Source organism: Dongia soli (assembly GCF_034044715.1).
GTDB lineage: Bacteria > Pseudomonadota > Alphaproteobacteria > Dongiales > Dongiaceae > Dongia_B > Dongia_B soli.
In genome coordinates this window covers 663,079-681,577 of record NZ_JAXCLW010000001.1, presented here as the reverse complement: position 1 = coordinate 681,577, position 18,499 = coordinate 663,079, and the positions used below count along the sequence as shown (strand labels likewise).

The window sequence follows — 18,499 nt, the reverse complement described above, 5'->3', positions numbered from 1 at the left end:
ATTGGTGCCTTGCAATGATTGCAGTTCTACGGCGTCAGGCCAAGCGGGCACTGCAGACGACTCGTCTGATGAGTCGCGGTCTGGGAACCGTGCGGTCGATCCGCTGTCGCGATCAGCCTTGATCGAAATTCAGGATGACGTGGAGATCCTGTTGCACAAGCACATAGATGTCGTGATGCGCGTGATGGCCCGCGGCCGGATCGTGAGTCTCCGAGCCGGTGGTTGCATGATAGGCGGTGAACCCGCTGGGCGTCTCCACCGCGGCCGGTTCCCAATTGTGGATGCCGTCGGTTCGCAGCCGCACGATATCGCCCTGGTCGCCGGTCACCATCAGCGCATCGAGGCCACCGATCGATTCGGTGCCGATCGACAGCACATCGTCCAAACCGAGCGTAATGCCGTCCGAAGTGATGCCCGTCGGATCGATGCCGATGCCGTGGGCGCCGGCTTCAGGCGAATTTGCATCCACCAGATTGAAGGTGACGTTATCTTCCCCGTCCGACATCAGATCGGCCAGCCCGGCATCAAGCGAGGGGACAGTTTCAAGCAAGCCCGCCGGCGCCTGCGGGGCGGCCGATAGGTCATCATGCTGAGAGGCACCCGTCGGTCCGACGGCATCCGATCCGCGCTCCTCAGTCTCCGACATGGCATGCTCCTTCTTTGTCCACGACTTCTTTGTCCACGATGGCTGGCAGGCTCGGTAACTTCCCCGTTGCCGGCCAGGCTCGCCTTTTTAAGGTTTCATTACACTTCCATCTATTTCAGTTAGCGGACTAACCATCGGTTTTCAAACGTCCTTTCGGGCTAAATGCCACATCCCTATGTGCACCTCGTGCGATTCTTCGTGATTTTTCCTCCAGCAGGCAGCGCTGGAAACGCCTGCCTGGGGCCTGATTGTCGTATTTGCACTAGCGGTAGGGCGGAAATAGTCGAGCCGGAGACGCCGAGCTGGCCGACTCTGCCCGGCAGATCGTAGATTAAAGGAACGCCACAGCGGCAAGGCGCGGTTTAGCGATGACGGGCGACAGCAAGGTTCCTCACTCGGCCGAAGATCCGAAATCATTGATTTCAGAGGCTTTTGCCATGGGCGATGAGTTTCCGGGGCCGGCGGAGGATATGCTGCTTTCCTGGATGCTCAGTCTCGATATGGAGACCGATGCCAGAAGCGCAGCGGCGCGGCTTCTTACCCGATATGACGCGGTTGCCGCCCAAACCGCCAATCCACATATAGCGCGTCTGGCCGATCTCCTGCGACAGACCGCTGCGGCGGAAAGCAGCCGGGCAGGAGGGCGAGGCCGGGTTGCAGCGCGCCGCGCCGCTGCCCGAGGTCCCGCCAGCTAAGCCGCGCCCTGGGGCGGGCCATCACCGAATCGCCCCAATTTGTTGCATGACTCTTTGCCAAGGCGATGACTTTCCCAGCCTCGGCAAGGGTTTAATTATAGCGACGCTCGGTTGCACCAAAGCTAAACTTGGTTAGAAATAGGGCGACAAGCGTGCAACCAAAAGACCGATCGACATATCGGCAAGGATATCATCGCTCATGCAACAGAGCCTCGCCGCGACCGGCAAGAAATCGCTCCCGGCTTTGTTGGTTGGCGCCATCGGGGTCGTCTATGGCGATATCGGCACCAGCCCGCTTTACGCCCTGAAGGAATGCTTCGCGCCGCAGCATGGCCTGCCGCCGACACCGGAGAATGTTCTCGGCGTGTTGTCGCTGATCTTCTGGTCGGTCATGCTGGTAGTCTCATTCAAATACGTCACGATCATCCTGCGGGCCGATAATGACGGCGAAGGCGGCAGCCTTGCCTTGCTGGCGCTGGTTCGCGATGTGGTGAAGAAACCGGCGGCGATTGCCGCGGTCACTGCATTGGGGATTTTCGCCGCCGCCCTGTTCTACGGCGACAGCATGATCACGCCGGCGATCTCCGTGTTGAGCGCGGTCGAAGGTCTGGAAGTTGCCTGGCCGGAGATCGACATCATCGTCGTGCCGTTGACCCTGGGCATCCTGATCGGCCTCTTTCTCATCCAGCGCCAGGGCAGCAGCCGCATTGGCAGCTTGTTCGGGCCGATCATGCTGCTGTGGTTCGGCTCGCTGGCGGTCCTCGGCGTCTTGAAGATGCTCGATCGGCCGGATATCCTTTTTGCCCTCAATCCGATTCACGCCGTCCGCTTCTTCATGGCCGAAGGTTGGCTCGCCTTCTTCGTCCTCAGCTCGGTGGTTCTCGCATTGACCGGCGCCGAGGCGCTCTATTCCGATCTCGGCCATTTCGGCCGCCGGCCGATTCGCCTGACCTGGTTCTTTCTGGTCCTGCCATCCCTGGTGCTGAATTATTTCGGCCAGGGCGCCCTGCTCCTCGGCGACCCGACCGCGGTCGAAAATCCGTTTTTCCGACTTGCGCCGAGCTGGGGGGCCTTGCCGTTGGTGGGGCTGGCGACCGTCGCCACGGTTATCGCGTCGCAGGCGGTGATCACCGGCGCTTTCTCGGTGACCCAGCAAGCCATCCAACTGGGCTTCCTGCCCCGCTTGCGGGTCATTCACACCTCGCATGCCGCCATGGGGCAGATTTACATTCCCTTCGTCAATTGGATGCTGATGACGGCGGTGACCTTGCTGGTGCTCGGCTTCGGATCTTCGACCAATCTGGCGGCGGCTTATGGCGTCGCCGTCACCGGAACGATGGTGATTGATACGATGCTGATCGGCGCGGTCATTTTCCTGATCTGGAAGTGGCCGCGTGTCCCAGCCGTTATGCTGGTCGCGCTTCTGCTCTTCGTCGATCTCTGCTTCTTCATCGCCAATTTCGGCAAGGTCACGCATGGCGGCTGGTTCACGCTGCTGGTCGGCCTTGTCATCTTCGTCCTGTTGACCACCTGGAAGCGCGGCCGCGAATTGTTGATGGCCCGGATCGATCAGGATGCGATGCCGGTCGAGATGTTTCTCAAATCGATTTCCAGCCGCATCACCCGCGTACCCGGCACGGCGATCTTCATGACCGGCCGGCAGCAGGGCATCCCGAATGCGCTGCTGCACAATTTGAAGCACAACAAGGTCATGCATGAGCGCAACATCCTGTTGACGGTCGTCCTGCGGCAAGTCGCTCACGTGCCGGTGCCGCGGCGCCTGTCGATGGAGGAGATCGGGCCCGGTTTTTACCGTCTGATGCTGAGCTTCGGTTTCATGGATGATCCCGATGTGCCGGCCGCATTGCGCCATTCGGCGGATATTGGCCTGCCGATCAATTTGATGGAGACATCCTTTTTCATCAGCCGCGAAACCATCGTTCCCAGCATGCTGCCGGGAATGATGTTGTGGCGGGAACTGCTTTTCGCTTGGATGTCGCGCAATGCCGCGACCGCGATGGATTTCTTCAATCTACCGACCAATCGCGTGGTCGAGCTGGGGACCCAGGTCGAGATTTAGCGGCGACAACGGCCGCTGAACCAAGCGCGGCTTTACGATCTTCTTATGCCCGTCATCGCCCTTTCGCATGGAGGCCTTATGCCGCATGCGACTAAGACTCCTGTCACAGCAGAAAGCTAGGGTGCCCTTCCATCTGGATGGATGCGCCTCTGGCGGCGCGACCGGGTAACCGATCGCCCCTGCGTATCTGTGTTCATCGGATGGAGAAGCTGCGTGTTGCGGGTGGTTCACCTCGGCAGCGAATTCGGCATCTCGCTTCGTGGAAGCGACAAATCCCGCGCTCATTCCCGCATAGATCGGCTCCACGAGACATGGCAACGGGCAGACGGATCGCGCGTGCAGGATTGCCGCCGGCTCCTTGTCATGCTCATGCCCGAGGCCATTCCCCGATGTACCAACGACATCAGAAGGACTGAAAAACGGTGACATCCGACGATTCCTCGGCCTTCGTCATCCCCACTTATCGATTACGAGATGTGGGCGAAACGGTCGAAGCTTATGACGAGAACTTCTGGCGCAACGGCCATTCGATACCGATGATCGTCTTCGACGATTCCTCGATGGCCAACCACCGGAAATATTACAACCTGCTCGAACAGACGAAGACGCATAACGATCTCTTCTATGTCGGGCCGAAGGAAAAGGAAGAGTTTCTTTCCTACCTGTCGCGCCGCTTGCGTGACCGCAAACTGGACGCGCTGGTGCGCAATCTGTTCCGTCCCAGCTATGGCGGCAACCGGAACTTCACCCTGATGTATACCCTTGGCCAGTTCGTGGTCAGTTCCGATGATGATATGCGACCCCATGCGCTGATCGAGGACAGTCCGGAATCCCTGACCGACGAGGAGGTCAGCCGCGGCAAGCTGGTGCATAACCGCAGCAATGGCTTTACCAGGAAGTCGTATGACATCCTCGCCTCCTTCAAGGACGTGCTCGGCAAAACGGCGGCCGAGGTGCCGGCAAATTACGAACGCGGCGATGTGCTGGTGGATACGGCGATGGATCTTGAAACCAACGCGTCCAACGGCCTTGTCCGCGAGAACTCCGTCTTCCTGCGGCCGGGCCGCATCGCCCGGACCGCCGTGGTCAAGATGGCGCAAACGTTCCGGTCTGGCACGAATGACATCGACGCGGTCGATTACCTCGACATGTTTCTCGAGGACGAGCAGCGCTTGAATGCGGATGAGGTCAATGACGTCTACGTGGTGATCAATTTCCGCCCCTGCATCACCAACAAGAACTGGCGGATGGATTGCGGTGTCGCGGGCTATGACAACCGCTTTGGCCTGCCACCTTTCTTCCCGACGCAACTCCGCTTCGAGGACTATATTTACCGCCTATGGATTCAGCAGCCGGGCTTCATCGCCGCGCATGTCGATTCGGCGCAAACCCATATTAAGAACAACTACATGCGCAATCCCCTGCCGGCCGAGATCTTCAATGAAGAAATTTGCACCTTGCTGAAGAACAAGATCCGATCGACCCTCCGGCGGTCCGACGACTTGACGATCTCCTTCGATTATGACGGGCAGGTCACGGCCGAGGACAGCGAGCGAATCCTGGACAAGATCAGCACATTGCAGGCGCGCGTCCGGAAGGCGCGGGAAAAGGCGTCAAGCGTCGATCGGCGAGACGCGCTTGGGCAATTTGCGGCGACGCTGGATCGCAGCTTCTATAATTTCGAACCGGATTTCTTCCAGCAGAATGTCAGCCGGATCGTCGACGACGTCGTTGCCCTCATCCACTCCTCCCTCGAAATCTGGCCGTCTTTGGTGGAGATCGTCTATTACCGGAAAAACTGCCGCGCCTTGCCCATGGTCCAGGTCAAGAACAAGCCGCGCAGCAACGGCAAGCCGGCGCCATAAAGGCGGAAGCCGGAAAGCTCAGAACTGCCGGGACAAAGCGTGATAAAGCGGCTCGCGAGTCAGCATGGCGGAGATACCGGCCGCCAGGAAGGTCGCGGTCAGGAGCGGCACCAGCAGGGCATTGCTGACCGTCATTTCATTGACGATGACGAAGGCGGTCAGTGGCGACTGCACGACAGCGGCGAAATAGGCTGCCATTGCCAGCAACATGATAGCCCGCAAATCGTCCGGCGACAGGCCGCCAAGCGCCGGGATATGCGCCAAAGCTGCTGCGATCAGGGAGCCGAGCCCGGTACCGACCGATAGGGAAGGGGAGAAAAGCCCGCCGGGCAAGCCGCTGGCGGAGGAGGCCAGGGTCGCCAGCAATTTGAGCGGTCCGTACCAAAGCGGCATGGTCTGCCCGCTTTCAAGCGCCAGCTTGGCCTGCTCGTATCCGGTGCCATTGGCATAGCCGTGGGTCAGCAGGCTGGCGATGGCGACGGCGAGGCCACAGGCGGCGGGAAAGGCATAGGGCATCCAGTTGGCGCCGGCGGATAGGCGCCGATAGAGGCGGCCCGCCGCGAGTAGCAAAAAGCTGAACAGGCTGCCGCCAAGCCCGGCAATCACGCTGCAGACCGTGGCGAAGATCATGGCTCGGGAAAAACCGATCTCGATCGGGTTGCTGCCGAAATATTTGTAATTGCCAAGGAATGCGATGCTGACAGCGCCGGCGATCACCACCGCGGCGATGATGAGGCCGCTGATCCGCTTCTCATAGTTCTTCGCCATTTCCTCGATCGCGAACATGATGCCGGCCAAGGGTGTATTGAAGGCGGCGGCGATGCCGGCTGCAGCCCCGGCGAGGACCAAGCCCTGAGGCTTTCGCAAGCCAAGGCGCGTGCCGAGAAGAAACATGATGCAGGCGCCCAGTTGCACCGTCGGCCCCTCGCGGCCGACCGAAGCGCCGCAAAGCAGGGCGAAAAGCGTCAGCAAAACTTTCCAGAGCGTGACGCCGCCACCGATGAGACCGCCCCGTATGATCGGGTCTTCATAGCGACGGGCCGCGATAACCTGGGGAATGCCGCTGCCCCTGGCGGCTGGAAACCAGTGCGCCGTGGTGACCGCGGCGACCACGAAGCCAAGACAGGTGACGATGAAAGCCGCCAGCGGATAAGTATCCCGCAGCCAAGCAAAGGCGTGTTGGGCTTCATCCGCGCCCAAAGCGAAGCCGATAGCGGCAATGCCGATCAAGGCGGCGCCGAGGAGAAAGATCGTTTTCCGCCGCCAATAAGCGACGGCCAGCCAATGACGGGGGATACCGGATCGCGGAAAACGGGTCATCAGGGCTCTTTTGCGCTGCGATATTTCGCGATATTGCCGATGCCGTCGACGGCCGTCAGCGGGTGGTCAGGCGATCGCCTCATTTAGAACTCGGGGGCCGGCGGAACGGACTCAACCGGCTCCAATGCATTGGTGACACGGGCCATGGTGATACCGGGCCCTGAGGCTGGGCGCAGGCGATACTGGCGGAGGGGGTGGGATTCGAACCCACGATACGGTTTTGCCGTATACACACTTTCCAGGCGTGCGCCTTCGACCGCTCGGCCACCCCTCCTAGCGCAAAAGCGCAACGGCGCGGAACCTAGCCGAGGGTGTCGCTCAACGCAATAACTTCTGACAGTCCCGCAGGCAATCAAATCAGGACTGGCATGCTGTTTCTTCGACTTCTCGCTCTGGCTTTCGCCGTCGCTGCGGTGGTTTTCGGCGCCATCCAACTGGCTGACCGGCTGATCGGCACCAGCGAGCCCCAGACCCTCATCGGTCTCTGGCAGCGTACCAGCCCTGGCTCGCTGACAGCGACACAGGCGGCATTCGCCTCCGGCGACATATGGGGTCGGCTCATCGCCCCCATATTAGGTGCACCGGCCTGGATTTTCTGCATGGCTTTGGCCCTGTTATGCTGGCTCGTGGCGGGACTGACCGACCGTTAACCATTCTCCAGGCTGCGGCGCAACCGGGCCTTTGGCGATCCCAAGGGCAGCCGCGCCGGACTTCGTGATCGCCCCGCTATTGACAAAGGCGGACCGATGTTTTTCCTTCCGGCTAAATTCGTGATCTGACCTGCCGGTTTGCCCATCGACAGGTCTGATGCCGGGCCAGGATGGCCTGGAATCTAGCCATGGGGGCGTGGCCGGATCCGGACAACACGGGCAGGGACGTGGAAAAGCAGGACCTGGCGCCGCTGCATCTCTCTGGCGATCCAGTGCATGCACATTCCGACGCATGGACGCGATGGTGATGGCCGACTCGGTCAACTTCGAGGATCAGCGGAATCTCGACGCTAGCGCGCCGAGCGCGGCCGCACGTCTGCGCGGCTTGATCGATCAAAGCGACCGTCCCCTGACCAGCTTTGCCTGGCGCGACAACCTGGTACGCGTGTTGATGGCGACCGATCTCAACGAAGCGCTGATCGAGGCGCGGGCCTTCCGTGCCCTGGCCGCGCAATTGGGCGACCGGCGTTGGACCGCCACGGCCAATCTGCAGCTCGGCCGGGTGTTGCGGCTGATGGGCCGCTACCGCGAAGCCGAGATGGCGCTGGAGGTCGCGCAAGACCTGTTCGGCGATCAGGCGGCGGATCTCGATCAGGCGCATCTGCTGCATGCTTACGGCGCGCTGCATGCGGATCTCGATCGCCCCAATCCCGCGCTGGATTTCGCCGAACGCGCCTTGCAGCATTTCATCGAGGCGAATGACGTCACCGGGCAGGCTTTGGCGGAGCGTCTGATCGGCGCCATCTACGCCCGCATGCATCTGCTGGAGGATGCCCAGCGTCACCTGCTGCGGGCATTGGATCTTGCCAATGCGGCCCCCCAGGACTTTTTCGGCCTCAGCGCGCGGGCGACCAGCTTGGGACATCTTGGGCGGCTGGAACAAAGCCGCCATCGCTATGACGAGGCGTTGCGCTTCCAGTTTCAAAGCCTGTCGCTCGCCCGCCATATCGAGGATCGCCGGCTGCAGTTGCGTGCCCTCAATGGCATGGCGGATGCCATGATTCACCTCGGCCAATTCGCCGATGCCGCGCAAAATCTCGAAATGTCCCAGCGTGTCGCCACCCTTTTTGAAAGCCCGCAAGCGCAGGGCGAGACAATGTGCCTGCAGGCCGCACTGAAGCTGCGGATGGGTGAAGCCCATGCCGCCTTGCGCTTGGCTGAGGACGCGCTGCGCTATATCGAGACGACGGGCGCTGTTGAGAACCTGCCGCGCTGCCGGCTGGTGCTGCGCGATGCGGCGCGCGCTGCCGGCGACTTCGAAGCGGCGCTCCGGCATTTCGAAGCCTATCACGCTTTGCAGCAGGCGAGCCTGATGAGCATGGCCGAGCAGCAGCGCCAGAGCCTGGGATCGCGGATCGTCGATGAGAAAAGCAAACGCCTGGCCCTGGACCGTGCGCATCGTGAATTGGAAAGTCTGGTGGCGCAGCGTACCGCTGAGCTGGCGGAAACCGTGCAGCGCCTCGAACGCGAAGCGGTCGAACGGCGCAATATCACCGAATCGCTACTGGAGGCGAAGCGCAACGCCGAGCTGGCCAGCCGCAGCAAGTCCGAATTCCTGGCCAATATCAGCCATGAGCTGCGGACGCCGCTGAATGCCATCATCGGTTTTTCCGAGGCCATGATGCTGGAGATGTTCGGGCCGTTGGACGATGGCCCGTACCGCAGCTATGCCGTCGATATCCACAAAAGCGGCCATCTGCTGCTGTCGCTGATCAATGACATTCTCGACCTCTCAAAAATCGAGGCCGGCAAGCATCGGCTGCAAATCGAGGAAGTCGATCTGTTCGAGGTGCTTCAAGGCGCGCTGCGACTGGTGGAACAGCGTGCGCGCGACGCGAAGCTGCGGCTTGCTTTGCAAATGCCGCCGCGCCGGCCGCGCCTGCAGGCAGATCGCCGCGCGGTGACGCAGATGGTGCTGAATCTGCTGAGCAATGCCGTGAAGTTCACGCCCTCGGGCGGCAGCATCCTGTTGAGCTGCACGCCGCTTGGCGCGAATGTCCTGATCACCGTTCAGGATACCGGCATCGGCATGGAAAAAGACGATCTGCCGGTCGCATTATCGGCGTTCGGTCAGCTCGATAATGCTTATACAAGGGGCCACCGGGGAACCGGACTGGGCCTCCCCATGGTGAAGGCCCTGGCCGAATTGCATGGTGGGAGCCTTGAAATCGATACCGCGCCGGGCCGCGGCACCACCGTGACGATTTCACTCCCAAGCGAATCGGTTTTGCCGCCAACCGAAGAGGTTTCCGAAGCGGAAGCCTAGGCGCCCCTGATGTCGGAAAGGTCCGTCGAAAATTGCGCCGAATGTCGGGGCCGATCAGTCATCCGACATTTTCAGCGCGGCGATGAAGGCCGATTGCGGAATCTCGACATTGCCGTATTGCCGCATCCGCTTCTTGCCTTCCTTCTGCTTGTCCAGCAGCTTGCGCTTACGGCTGATATCGCCGCCATAGCACTTCGCCGTCACATCCTTGCGCAAGGCGCTGACCGTTTCGCGGGCGATCACCTTGGCGCCGATCGCGGCCTGGATGGCGATCTTGAAGAGCTGGCGCGGAATGAGATCCTTCAAGCGCGTGCAGAGGTGCCGGCCACGATTCTCCGCCTGGCTCTTATGCACGATCATGGAGAGGGCATCGACCGGATCGCCATTGACCATGATGTTGAGCTTGACGAGGTCGCCTTCCTCATAGCCGTCCATCTGGTAATCGAAACTGGCATAGCCGCGGCTGACCGACTTCAGGCGATCATAGAAGTCGAAGACGACTTCATTGAGCGGCAGGCGATAGACCAGCATGGCGCGGCTGCCGGCATAGGTCAGCTCCACCTGCACGCCACGGCGATCCTCGCAAAGCTTCAGGATCGCGCCCAGATATTCGTCCGGCACCAGGATCGTCGCCTTGATCCAGGGCTCCTCGATGTGATCGATCTGCATCACATCCGGCATGTCGGCGGGATTGTGCAGTTCCTTCACGCCGTCCTTCACCGTATGGATCTTGTAGACGACGCTGGGTGCCGTCGTGATCAAGTCGAGGTTGAACTCGCGCTCCAGGCGCTCCTGGATGATTTCCAGATGCAGCAGGCCGAGGAAGCCGCAGCGGAAACCGAAGCCGAGCGCCGCCGAGGTTTCCATCTCGAAGTGGAAACTGGCGTCGTTGAGCCGCAGCTTGGCGAGGCTGTCGCGCAAGTCCTCGAAATCGGCGGCATCGGTCGGGAACAGGCCGCAGAACACCACCGGGATGCTGGGCTTGAAACCCGGCAGGGCTTCCGCCGCCGGGCGTTTTTCCTCGGTGATGGTGTCGCCGATCCGGCAATCCGCCACCGCCTTGATGCCGGCGGTGATGAAGCCGACTTCACCGGGGGTGAGCTGCGGCAGATGCACGGCCTTGGGCGAGAAGACGCCGACCTTTTCGACCGTATAGAGGGCATCGGCCGCCATCATCTTGATCTTCATGCCGGGCTTCAGCACGCCGTCCTTCACCCGCACCAGGATGACGACGCCGAGATAGGCATCATACCAGCTGTCGATCAGCATCGCCTTGAGCGGTGCCGCCGCATCGCCCTTCGGGGCCGGCAAACGGTTGACGATGGCTTCCAGGACGAGATCGATCCCGATGCCGGTCTTGGCGGAAATCGGCACGGCGTCGCTGGCATCGATGCCGATCACATCCTCGATCTGCTGCTTGACCCGCTCGGGCTCGGCGGCCGGCAGGTCGATCTTGTTGAGGACCGGGACGATCTCATGATTGGCGTCGATCGCCTGGTAGACATTGGCCAGGGTCTGGGCCTCGACGCCTTGGCTGGCATCGACCACGAGCAGCGAGCCCTCGCAGGCGGCGAGGCATCGGCTAACCTCATAGGCGAAGTCGACATGGCCCGGCGTGTCCATCAGGTTCAGCTGATAGGTTTCGCCATTCTTGGCCTTGTATTCCAGGCGCACGGTCTGGGCCTTAATGGTAATGCCGCGCTCGCGCTCGATATCCATCGAATCGAGCACCTGCTCCTTCATTTCCCGGTCGCTCAAGCCACCGCAGGCCTGGATCAGGCGATCGGCCAAGGTCGATTTGCCGTGATCGATATGGGCGATGATCGAAAAATTGCGAATATGGCTGAGGTCGGTCATACGTAGTCCAGTCTGGCTCTATTGCGGCGCAAGATAGGGGCTGCGAGACATAAGATCAACTGGCGCTAATGCGCCGTGTTTTCAATGTGTTACGGTCGCCACTAAGGCGATCGGCTTGGGAGGTGTCATGGGTGACTTGACGGGAAAGAGCGCAATCGTGACCGGCGCGACATCGGGGATCGGGCTGGCCATCGCTGAACGGCTGTCGGCGGAAGGTGCGCAACTCATGCTGACCGGCCGCAACCAGGCGGCGGGTGACGAGATCGCCAGCCGTCTCGGTGCCAAGTTCATGGCGGGCGATATCGCCGATCCGGCCTTTCCGGACAAGCTCATTGCCGCGACCATGGCTGCTTTCGGGCGCATCGACATCCTGGTTAATAATGCCGGCATTGCGCGCCGCGGCTCGGTTCTGGAAACCAGCGACGCGGACTGGCAGGCGGTGATGGATGTCAATGTCACGGCAGTCATGCGCTGTTCCCGCGCCGCTCTCAGGCACATGATCGCCGCCGGCAAGGGCAGCATCGTCAGCATCGCTTCGGATTGGGGCGTGGTGGCCGGCAAGCGGGAAGCGGCTTACTGCGCCTCCAAAGGTGCTGTCGTGCAATTGACGAAAGCCATGGCGCTGGATCACGGGCCACAAGGTATCCGCGTCAATGCGGTCTGTCCCGGCGATGTCGAAACCCCAATGTTGCTGGAGGGCATCCAGTCCGGCGGCGAAAAAGCTGCCGAAGGTCTGGCGCGCAAAGGAGCTTCCTTCCCCTTGGGCCGTGTCGGCCAGCCGGACGAGATCGCCCAGGTGGTCGCCTTCCTGGCATCGGACCGGGCAAGCTACGTCACCGGCGCCGCTTGGCTGGTCGATGGCGGCAATACGGCGACGTGAGCGAACACATCTAAAGGAAAGGCCCGCCGAAACGGCGGGCCTTTCCTTCGGTCAGAATGACGGCTCTCAGCCCCGCAAGGTGCCGCCGGTCGCCTTGTTGACGGCGGCCACCACCTTGGCGGCGGCGGCCTCGATCTCCTGATCGGTCAAAGTCTTGTCCTTGGGCTGCAGGGTCACACTCAAGGCAATCGACTTCTGATCGGTGCCCAGTGAGCCGCCGCTGAAGACGTCGAACAACTTCACCTCGGTGATCAGCGCCTTATCGGCACCCTTTGCCGCCTTGATCAACTTGTCCGCCGGCACCTTGGCATCGACCACGAAGGCGAAATCGCGCTCCACTGGTTGGAATGGCGAGGCGTTCAGCAAGGGACGTGCCGTGCCTTTCGAGCGCGGCAAAGGCAAGCGGTCGAGGAAGACCTCGAACCCGACTGCCGCTCCCTTGAGATCGAGCGCCTTCAGAATCCTGGGATGCAATTCGCCGAACTGCCCCAGGACGGTCGGGCCGAGGCGCAAAACCGCCGAGCGCCCGGGATGGAAATAGCCCGGCGCTTCCGGCAGGATTTGCAGATTGTCAACCGGCACGCCGAAGGTCGAAAGGATGGCGAGGGCATCCGCCTTGGCATCGAAGGCGTCGACCGCGCGCGGCTTCGCCTCCCAGTGACGCGGCCGGGCGAAGCCGCTGCGGATGCCGGTCGCCGCCAGGACCTGACCTTTCTCGGTCTCATCGTGATAGGTCGGGCCGACTTCGAACAAGGCCACATCGCCGATCCCGCGCGCCGCATTGCGACCGGCAGCCTGTAACAGGTTGCCAAGGATCGAAGGCCGCATCGCATCGAGATCGCTGCTGATCGGGTTGTCGAGCAGCACGAGCTTCGCCGCCGTCTTGAACAGGCCCGCGATGCCGCTTGCCATGAAGCTGAAGGTCACAGCTTCGGTCAGGCCACGGCCAGCCAGCAACCTTTTGGTGAGCAGAACGCGGCGCTGGGCCGGCGTCACGGAAGGCTGCGGCAAAGGCGTGGTACGTGGCATCGAGACGACGGGAATATTGTCGAAATCATTGACGCGCAGCACTTCCTCGACCAGATCGGCCTCGCCTTCGACATCGGCGCGCCAGCTCGGCACGCTGACCGACCAGCTATCGGTGCTGTTTTCGCTGACCTTGAAGCCGAGTTTTTCCAGAATGTCCTTCTGCGTTGCCGCCGACACATCGACGCCGCCGAGGCCGAGCACCCGGGCGGGACGGAAATCAAGTTCGCGCTGCCAGGCCGGTTCGCTGCCGGCAATGCTGGCGGCCGAGGCTTCGCCGCCGCAGATATCGAGGATCAGCTGGGTCGTGACATCGAGGCCCCAATCGGCCGAGGTCGGATCAACGCCGCGTTCGAAGCGATAGCGGGCATCGGAATTGATGTTGAGCTTGCGGCCGGTACGGGCAACTGCGATCGGATTGAAGAGTGCGACTTCCAGGAACACATTGGTGGTCGCCTCCGAGCAGCCGGTTGCCTCGCCACCCATGATGCCGCCGATCGATTGCGGGCCGTTTTCGTCAGCGATCACCGTCATGCTGGAATCCAGCCGATAGGTCTTGCCGTCCAATGCCAGGATCTCCTCGCCATCCTTGGCGACGCGCAAAGTCGGGTCGCCCTTCAGCTTGTCGGCGTCATAGACATGCAAGGGCCGGCCAAGATCGAAGGTGACGAAATTGGTGATATCGACCAAAGCCGAGATCGGCCGCAGGCCGATCGAGGTGAGGCAATCCTGCAGCCATTTCGGACTGGCGCCGTTCTTCACATTGCGGAACAAGCGGCCGGCAACCTTGGGACAGTAATTGCCGTCATCGGCGATGCGCCATTGGATCTTGCTGTCGAAGGCGCCGTCGATCTTCTTCGCCGAGAGCGGCTTCAGCTTACCGAGGCCGGCCGCTTCCAGGTCGCGCGCAATGCCGCGGACACCCAGGCAATCGGCGCGGTCGGGGGTCAGCTTAATCTCGATCACCGGATCGTCGAGCTTCTGATAAGCGGCGAAGCTGGTGCCGACCGGTGCGTCTTCCGGCAGTTCGATGATGCCGTCATGGTCGTTGCCGATGCCCATTTCGCGCACCGAGCAGAGCATGCCGTTCGATTCCACCCCGCGAATGACGCCTGGCTTCAGATCGACGCCGGTGCCGGGAATATGGCTGCCTGGGGGTGCAAAAACGCCTTTCATTCCTGTCTTGGCGTTCGGCGCGCCGCAGACCACCTGGACAATGCCCTTGCCGGTATCGACCATGCAGACCCGCAACTTATCGGCATTGGGATGCTTCTCGGCCGAGACGACATAGGCAACCGTGAAAGGCGCCAGTGCCTTCGATCGGTCACTGATGCCTTCGACTTCGAGGCCGAGTGCCGTCAGTTTCTTGGCGATCGTCTCGAGATCGGCGCTGGTGTCGAGATGCTCCTTGAGCCAGGAGAGAGAGAATTTCATCGCGTCAGTCCTCCGACCAGCGACGGCACATCCAATGCCGGGAATCCGTAATGCTTCAGCCAGCGCAGATCGCCGTCGAAGAAGGTGCGCAGATCGGGGATGCCGTATTTCAGCATGGCGATGCGCTCGATGCCCATGCCGAAGGCGAAGCCCTGGTACTTGCTGGAATCGATGCCGCAATTCTGCAGCACCTTGGGATGCACCATGCCGCAGCCCAGGATCTCCAGCCAATCGCTGCCCTGGCCGAGCTTCAACTCGCCGCCGGAACGGTCGCAGCCGATATCGACCTCGGCCGAGGGTTCGGTGAAGGGGAAGTAGCTGGGGCGGAAGCGCACCGGCAGATTGTCGAGATTGAAGAAGGTGCGCACGAAATCGATCAGGCAGCCTTTCAGATGGCCCATATGCGTGGTCTCGTCGATCACCAGGCCTTCGACCTGATGGAACATCGGCGTATGGGTCATGTCGGAATCGCAGCGATAGGTGCGGCCCGGGCAGATCACGCGAATCGGCGGCTTCTTCGATTGCATGGTGCGGATCTGCACCGGCGACGTATGGGTACGCAAGACCATGCGGCTGCCATCTTCCTGCGGCGGCAGATAGAAGGTGTCCTGCATCTGGCGCGCCGGATGATCGGGCGGAATATTGAGCGCTGTGAAATTCTTGAAATCGTCTTCGATATCCGGACCTTCGGCGACGCTGAAGCCCATCTCGCCGAAAATGGCGATGATCTCGTCGATGGTCTGGCTGATCGGGTGCAGGCGGCCTTCGGTCTCGGGACGCGGCGGCAAGGTGAGGTCGATCGCTTCGAAAGCGAGCTTGGCGTCAAGCGCTGCCTGTTCCAACAGCTCCTTGCGGGCGGCGATCGCCTCGCTGACGGAGTCCTTCAGGACATTCAGCCGCTGACCGGCTTCCTTGCGTTCATCGGGCGACAAAGTCCCCAGGGACTTCATCAATCCGCTGATCTCGCCCTTCTTGCCGAGGGCATCGACGCGGAGCGTTTCCAGGGCATCGACATTGCCGGCATCTTGTATTGCTGCCAGCCACTTATCCCGTAAGCCATCCAGATTCTGCATCTTCCGTTCCGTCCGCCTCTTGCCGCGGTTATCACTCGCATCGCCCAGACAGAATTGAAAAGGGGGAGGCGGATCGATTCCGGCCTCCCCACATCAACATCCGTTGCCAGGCCGTTCAGTCGAGCTGCAACTTAATGAGATTGAACGGCAAGGTCAGCAAATTCTGTTCTTCGCCATCCACCAACACCCGGTCGATACCGACCTTCTCGGTCTGCCGGTTGCTGACGAAATCGAAAACCAGATGGTGTTCCTTGCCGCTGCGCCCGATCTGCTTGATCGTCGCCGTCACCAAAACAATATCGGTGTCCTTGAAGCGGTCGGGCTTCGAGCCGGTCCAATCGACCGAGCCATGGGCGCCGGCCAGGTCATTGACCAGCGCCTCGTTATTCTTGCCGGGAAGGGTTTCCGCCTTTTTGACGGCGGCAATGTCGTCGCCATAACCGCAGGCCGCCAGCACCAGGGTGCCAGCCAGGGCCAAAACGGTGATGAGGCGACGACAAAGACCGGTCATTCGCTTGGAGATCCGAAATGAAAGGCCATTAGGCCTTCTTCAGGGCGTCCTGGGCTTGCTTCACGATCGCCGCGAAAGCCGCCGGTTCCCGGATCGCGAGATCGGACAGCACCTTGCGGTCGATCTCGATACCGGCGCGCTTCACGCCGGAGATGAACTGGGAATAGGTCAGGCCGTGCTCACGGGCGCCGGCATTGATGCGCTGAATCCACAGGCCGCGGAAATCGCGCTTCTTGGCGCGCCGGTCGCGATAGGCGTATTGCAGGCCTTTTTCGACCTTTTCCAGGGCGATGCGGTAGTTGTTATTGGCGCGTCCGACATAGCCCTTGGCCAGGTCGAGAACTTTCTTGTGCCGAGCGTGCGAGGTGACGCCGCGCTTAGTGCGAGCCATATCTAGTCTCCTCTATCTCTTAAAGGCCGTTCGGCAGGAAGAATTTGATGACCTTTTTGGCATCCGGTTCCGCCATGACTTCGTCACGCCGGCTTTGGCGCTTCATGTCGGAGGGACGGTTGATCAGGCCGTGACGCTTGTTCGCCGGCTTGAATTTTACCTTGCCGGTCGCGGTGAGCTTAAAGCGCTTTTTGGCGCTGCTCTTGGTCTTCATCTTGGGCATTTTCTAAGTCCTTCAATGGGTTAGATGTTCCGGTCGCGGTTGGGCATGCCCGATGGTTCGCCATGGCCGCTCTGTGCCGGACGCGCGGTTATACCGACATCGCTATGGCATTGCAAGGAGGGCGCAACTGGGCCGAAAACTCCGGAAAAGCGCCGTTTTTCTAGATAAGCGTCAGCCGACCGGATGGAGGATCGGCTCGCCACCCAGGGCGCCATTTGAGCCGCTGTCGTGGCCCGCCGGATCGCCCGGAAGGTGATCAGCTTGATCTGGACGGCCGGGCAGGGCGCCGGAGGCTAGGGCGGCATAAAGCGCCAGCATATGTTGGCACATGACGTCGCGGTCCGATCGCTGGCGCAAATTGGCGATCACCTGTTCGGTCCGCATCTGCCGTTCTTCCAAAGGCAAGGACAAGGCGTCGCGGATGGCCCAGGCCAGGGCGCCCTTATCCTTGGGCGGGGTCAGCCAGGCCATGGAACTGCCATCGACCATCTCGCGGGCGCAGGGGAAGTCCGACGCGATCAGCGGACGGCCGAGCGCCTGGGCCTCGACGATCACCCGGTTATAGGTCGACGGCTCGACATAGGGGGCGACGACGAGATCGGCCAGCATCAGCGCCGCTGGCATGTCGCGGCATTCGTCGGCCAGCTGAATGCGGTCGTCCAGGCCATGGGCGCGGATCTTGTTCTCAAGCTGCTCGCGATAGGCGCCGCCATCCGGCGAGGGTCCGACCATGATGCAGCGCAGGTCGACATCCTTCATCTCGGCCAGGGCTTCGATCAATTGGCCATGGCCTTTCTGAGGCACGAACCGGCCCGGCAACATGATGATCGGCTTGTCATCGGGCATGCGCCACAGATTGGCGAGCTGGATCACGCGCTGGGCCGTGACGCGGGCCGGGTCGAAGCGGCTGAGGTCGACGCCATAGGGCACGACGCTGATCCGGTCCCGCAATTCCGGCATCGCCTTGGCGATCTCATTGGCGGTCAGATAAGACAAGGTGACGATGTGATCGCTGGCGGCGAAAGCGGCCCGGCTTTTCTTCTTGAGTGTGGCGACATGCCCCGGCCCGTCGTGAAAGGTTGTCACCAGACGGCAACCCGCCTTCTTGGCCGCGGCCTGCCCAATGACTGCCAAGCTGGCATTCTGGGCGTGGACGATATCGACCTTGTGCTGGGCGATGACCCCGACAAGTCGCCGCACGACATTATAGGTGGAGACGGGATTGCGGCTGGTCAGCTTGTCTTCAACCGGCGTGATGCCGTGGCGGGTCAGTTCATAAGTTGCCGCCTCGCCGTCATAGGCGATCAACGCCCGACCTCCGGCTTCGCAAACCGTGCTCGACAATTCGATGGCGATGCGGCCGCTGCCGCCGCCATCCAGCCGGCTGATCAGTTGTAAAACAGTGGGATGGCCTTGCATTGCAAGTCCAGGCGAGTCATTTGACGAGGGGTCGTTTTCGGCCGACATTTAAACCGCGATTTAGATCACGATAGTTTTCAGCGCCGGGTAGCATGCCGTCTCA

15 protein-coding genes and 1 tRNA gene are annotated in these 18,499 nt (G+C 61.3%); 6 read left to right on the top strand and 10 right to left on the bottom strand.

Annotated features, from left to right (window positions below; genetic code table 11):
• Positions 1-112 precede the first annotated feature (112 nt).
• Entirely contained in the window at positions 113-646 is a 534-nt protein-coding gene (locus tag SMD27_RS03035) for a hypothetical protein (protein WP_320506851.1), read from the bottom strand.
• Positions 647-1,014: 368 nt separating this feature from the next.
• Here SMD27_RS03035 and SMD27_RS03030 point away from each other — a divergent pair, with 368 nt between their 5' ends.
• The 3 genes from SMD27_RS03030 (at position 1,015) to SMD27_RS03020 (ending at position 5,286) form a co-directional block, all read left to right on the top strand.
• On the top strand, positions 1,015-1,341 hold the full coding sequence (locus SMD27_RS03030) for a hypothetical protein (protein ID WP_320506850.1): 327 nt from the start codon (positions 1,015-1,017) through the stop codon (positions 1,339-1,341).
• Positions 1,342-1,540: 199 nt separating this feature from the next.
• A complete protein-coding gene (locus tag SMD27_RS03025; protein ID WP_320506849.1) occupies positions 1,541-3,421 on the top strand; it encodes a potassium transporter Kup in 1,881 nt (626 codons plus the stop codon).
• A gap of 422 nt (positions 3,422-3,843) precedes the next feature.
• Positions 3,844-5,286 (top strand): hypothetical protein, encoded by a 1,443-nt coding sequence (locus tag SMD27_RS03020; RefSeq protein WP_320506848.1) that lies wholly within the window; start codon positions 3,844-3,846, stop codon positions 5,284-5,286.
• An 18-nt stretch (positions 5,287-5,304) separates the two neighbouring features.
• Here the strand turns inward: SMD27_RS03020 and SMD27_RS03015 are convergent, their stop codons facing one another.
• Together SMD27_RS03015 and SMD27_RS03010 are read right to left on the bottom strand one after the other, a co-directional pair.
• Positions 5,305-6,606, bottom strand: a complete 1,302-nt coding sequence (locus tag SMD27_RS03015) for a chloride channel protein (RefSeq protein WP_320506847.1) — start codon at positions 6,604-6,606, stop codon at positions 5,305-5,307.
• Between the two features lie 183 nt (positions 6,607-6,789).
• Positions 6,790-6,880 (bottom strand) — tRNA-Ser (locus tag SMD27_RS03010).
• 94 nt (positions 6,881-6,974) lie between these two features.
• Between SMD27_RS03010 and SMD27_RS03005 the strand changes: the two genes are divergently transcribed.
• A complete protein-coding gene (locus SMD27_RS03005) occupies positions 6,975-7,256 on the top strand; it encodes a hypothetical protein (RefSeq protein WP_320506846.1) in 282 nt (93 codons plus the stop codon).
• A 307-nt stretch (positions 7,257-7,563) separates the two neighbouring features.
• On the top strand, positions 7,564-9,582 hold the full coding sequence (locus tag SMD27_RS03000) for a tetratricopeptide repeat-containing sensor histidine kinase (RefSeq protein ID WP_320506845.1): 2,019 nt from the start codon (positions 7,564-7,566) through the stop codon (positions 9,580-9,582).
• A gap of 54 nt (positions 9,583-9,636) precedes the next feature.
• Here SMD27_RS03000 and lepA read toward each other — a convergent pair whose 3' ends face one another.
• Positions 9,637-11,439, bottom strand: a complete 1,803-nt coding sequence (gene lepA, locus SMD27_RS02995) for a translation elongation factor 4 (RefSeq protein ID WP_320506844.1) — start codon at positions 11,437-11,439, stop codon at positions 9,637-9,639.
• Positions 11,440-11,566: 127 nt separating this feature from the next.
• Between lepA and SMD27_RS02990 the strand changes: the two genes are divergently transcribed.
• Positions 11,567-12,319: an SDR family NAD(P)-dependent oxidoreductase gene (locus SMD27_RS02990; RefSeq protein ID WP_320506843.1), complete on the top strand. Its 753-nt coding sequence runs from the start codon at positions 11,567-11,569 to the stop codon at positions 12,317-12,319.
• A 66-nt stretch (positions 12,320-12,385) separates the two neighbouring features.
• Here SMD27_RS02990 and pheT read toward each other — a convergent pair whose 3' ends face one another.
• The 6 genes from pheT to SMD27_RS02960 form a co-directional block, all read right to left on the bottom strand.
• Positions 12,386-14,779 (bottom strand): phenylalanine--tRNA ligase subunit beta, encoded by a 2,394-nt coding sequence (gene pheT / locus SMD27_RS02985; protein WP_320506842.1) that lies wholly within the window; start codon positions 14,777-14,779, stop codon positions 12,386-12,388.
• Positions 14,776-15,852 carry a phenylalanine--tRNA ligase subunit alpha gene (pheS, locus tag SMD27_RS02980; RefSeq protein ID WP_320506841.1) on the bottom strand — a complete coding sequence of 359 codons (1,077 nt, stop codon included), beginning with the start codon at positions 15,850-15,852 and terminating at the stop codon, positions 14,776-14,778. The genes pheT and pheS overlap by 4 nt, the downstream gene beginning before the upstream one ends.
• Positions 15,853-15,967: 115 nt before the next feature.
• Positions 15,968-16,363 (bottom strand): hypothetical protein, encoded by a 396-nt coding sequence (locus SMD27_RS02975; protein WP_320506840.1) that lies wholly within the window; start codon positions 16,361-16,363, stop codon positions 15,968-15,970.
• A 28-nt stretch (positions 16,364-16,391) separates the two neighbouring features.
• The gene (rplT, locus tag SMD27_RS02970) at positions 16,392-16,754 is read right to left on the bottom strand and encodes a 50S ribosomal protein L20 (protein ID WP_320506839.1); all 363 of its coding nucleotides are present in this window, start codon (positions 16,752-16,754) and stop codon (positions 16,392-16,394) included.
• A 19-nt stretch (positions 16,755-16,773) separates the two neighbouring features.
• Positions 16,774-16,977 (bottom strand): 50S ribosomal protein L35, encoded by a 204-nt coding sequence (gene rpmI, locus SMD27_RS02965; RefSeq protein ID WP_320506838.1) that lies wholly within the window; start codon positions 16,975-16,977, stop codon positions 16,774-16,776.
• Positions 16,978-17,148: 171 nt separating this feature from the next.
• Positions 17,149-18,396: a glycosyltransferase gene (locus tag SMD27_RS02960; RefSeq protein WP_320506837.1), complete on the bottom strand. Its 1,248-nt coding sequence runs from the start codon at positions 18,394-18,396 to the stop codon at positions 17,149-17,151.
• Positions 18,397-18,499: the final 103 nt, after the last annotated feature.

Coding starts and splice junctions, on each gene's coding strand:
- SMD27_RS03015 (WP_320506847.1), bottom strand. CDS start 6,606: ATGACCCGTTTTCCGCGATCCGGTATCCCCCGTCATTGGCTGGCCGTC.
- SMD27_RS02990 (WP_320506843.1), top strand. CDS start 11,567: ATGGGTGACTTGACGGGAAAGAGCGCAATCGTGACCGGCGCGACATCG.
- rplT (WP_320506839.1), bottom strand. CDS start 16,754: ATGGCTCGCACTAAGCGCGGCGTCACCTCGCACGCTCGGCACAAGAAA.
- SMD27_RS03000 (WP_320506845.1), top strand. CDS start 7,564: ATGGCCGACTCGGTCAACTTCGAGGATCAGCGGAATCTCGACGCTAGC.
- lepA (WP_320506844.1), bottom strand. CDS start 11,439: ATGACCGACCTCAGCCATATTCGCAATTTTTCGATCATCGCCCATATC.
- pheS (WP_320506841.1), bottom strand. CDS start 15,852: ATGCAGAATCTGGATGGCTTACGGGATAAGTGGCTGGCAGCAATACAA.
- SMD27_RS02960 (WP_320506837.1), bottom strand. CDS start 18,396: ATGCAAGGCCATCCCACTGTTTTACAACTGATCAGCCGGCTGGATGGC.
- pheT (WP_320506842.1), bottom strand. CDS start 14,779: ATGAAATTCTCTCTCTCCTGGCTCAAGGAGCATCTCGACACCAGCGCC.
- SMD27_RS03025 (WP_320506849.1), top strand. CDS start 1,541: ATGCAACAGAGCCTCGCCGCGACCGGCAAGAAATCGCTCCCGGCTTTG.
- SMD27_RS03035 (WP_320506851.1), bottom strand. CDS start 646: ATGTCGGAGACTGAGGAGCGCGGATCGGATGCCGTCGGACCGACGGGT.
- SMD27_RS03005 (WP_320506846.1), top strand. CDS start 6,975: ATGCTGTTTCTTCGACTTCTCGCTCTGGCTTTCGCCGTCGCTGCGGTG.
- rpmI (WP_320506838.1), bottom strand. CDS start 16,977: ATGCCCAAGATGAAGACCAAGAGCAGCGCCAAAAAGCGCTTTAAGCTC.
- SMD27_RS02975 (WP_320506840.1), bottom strand. CDS start 16,363: ATGACCGGTCTTTGTCGTCGCCTCATCACCGTTTTGGCCCTGGCTGGC.
- SMD27_RS03030 (WP_320506850.1), top strand. CDS start 1,015: ATGACGGGCGACAGCAAGGTTCCTCACTCGGCCGAAGATCCGAAATCA.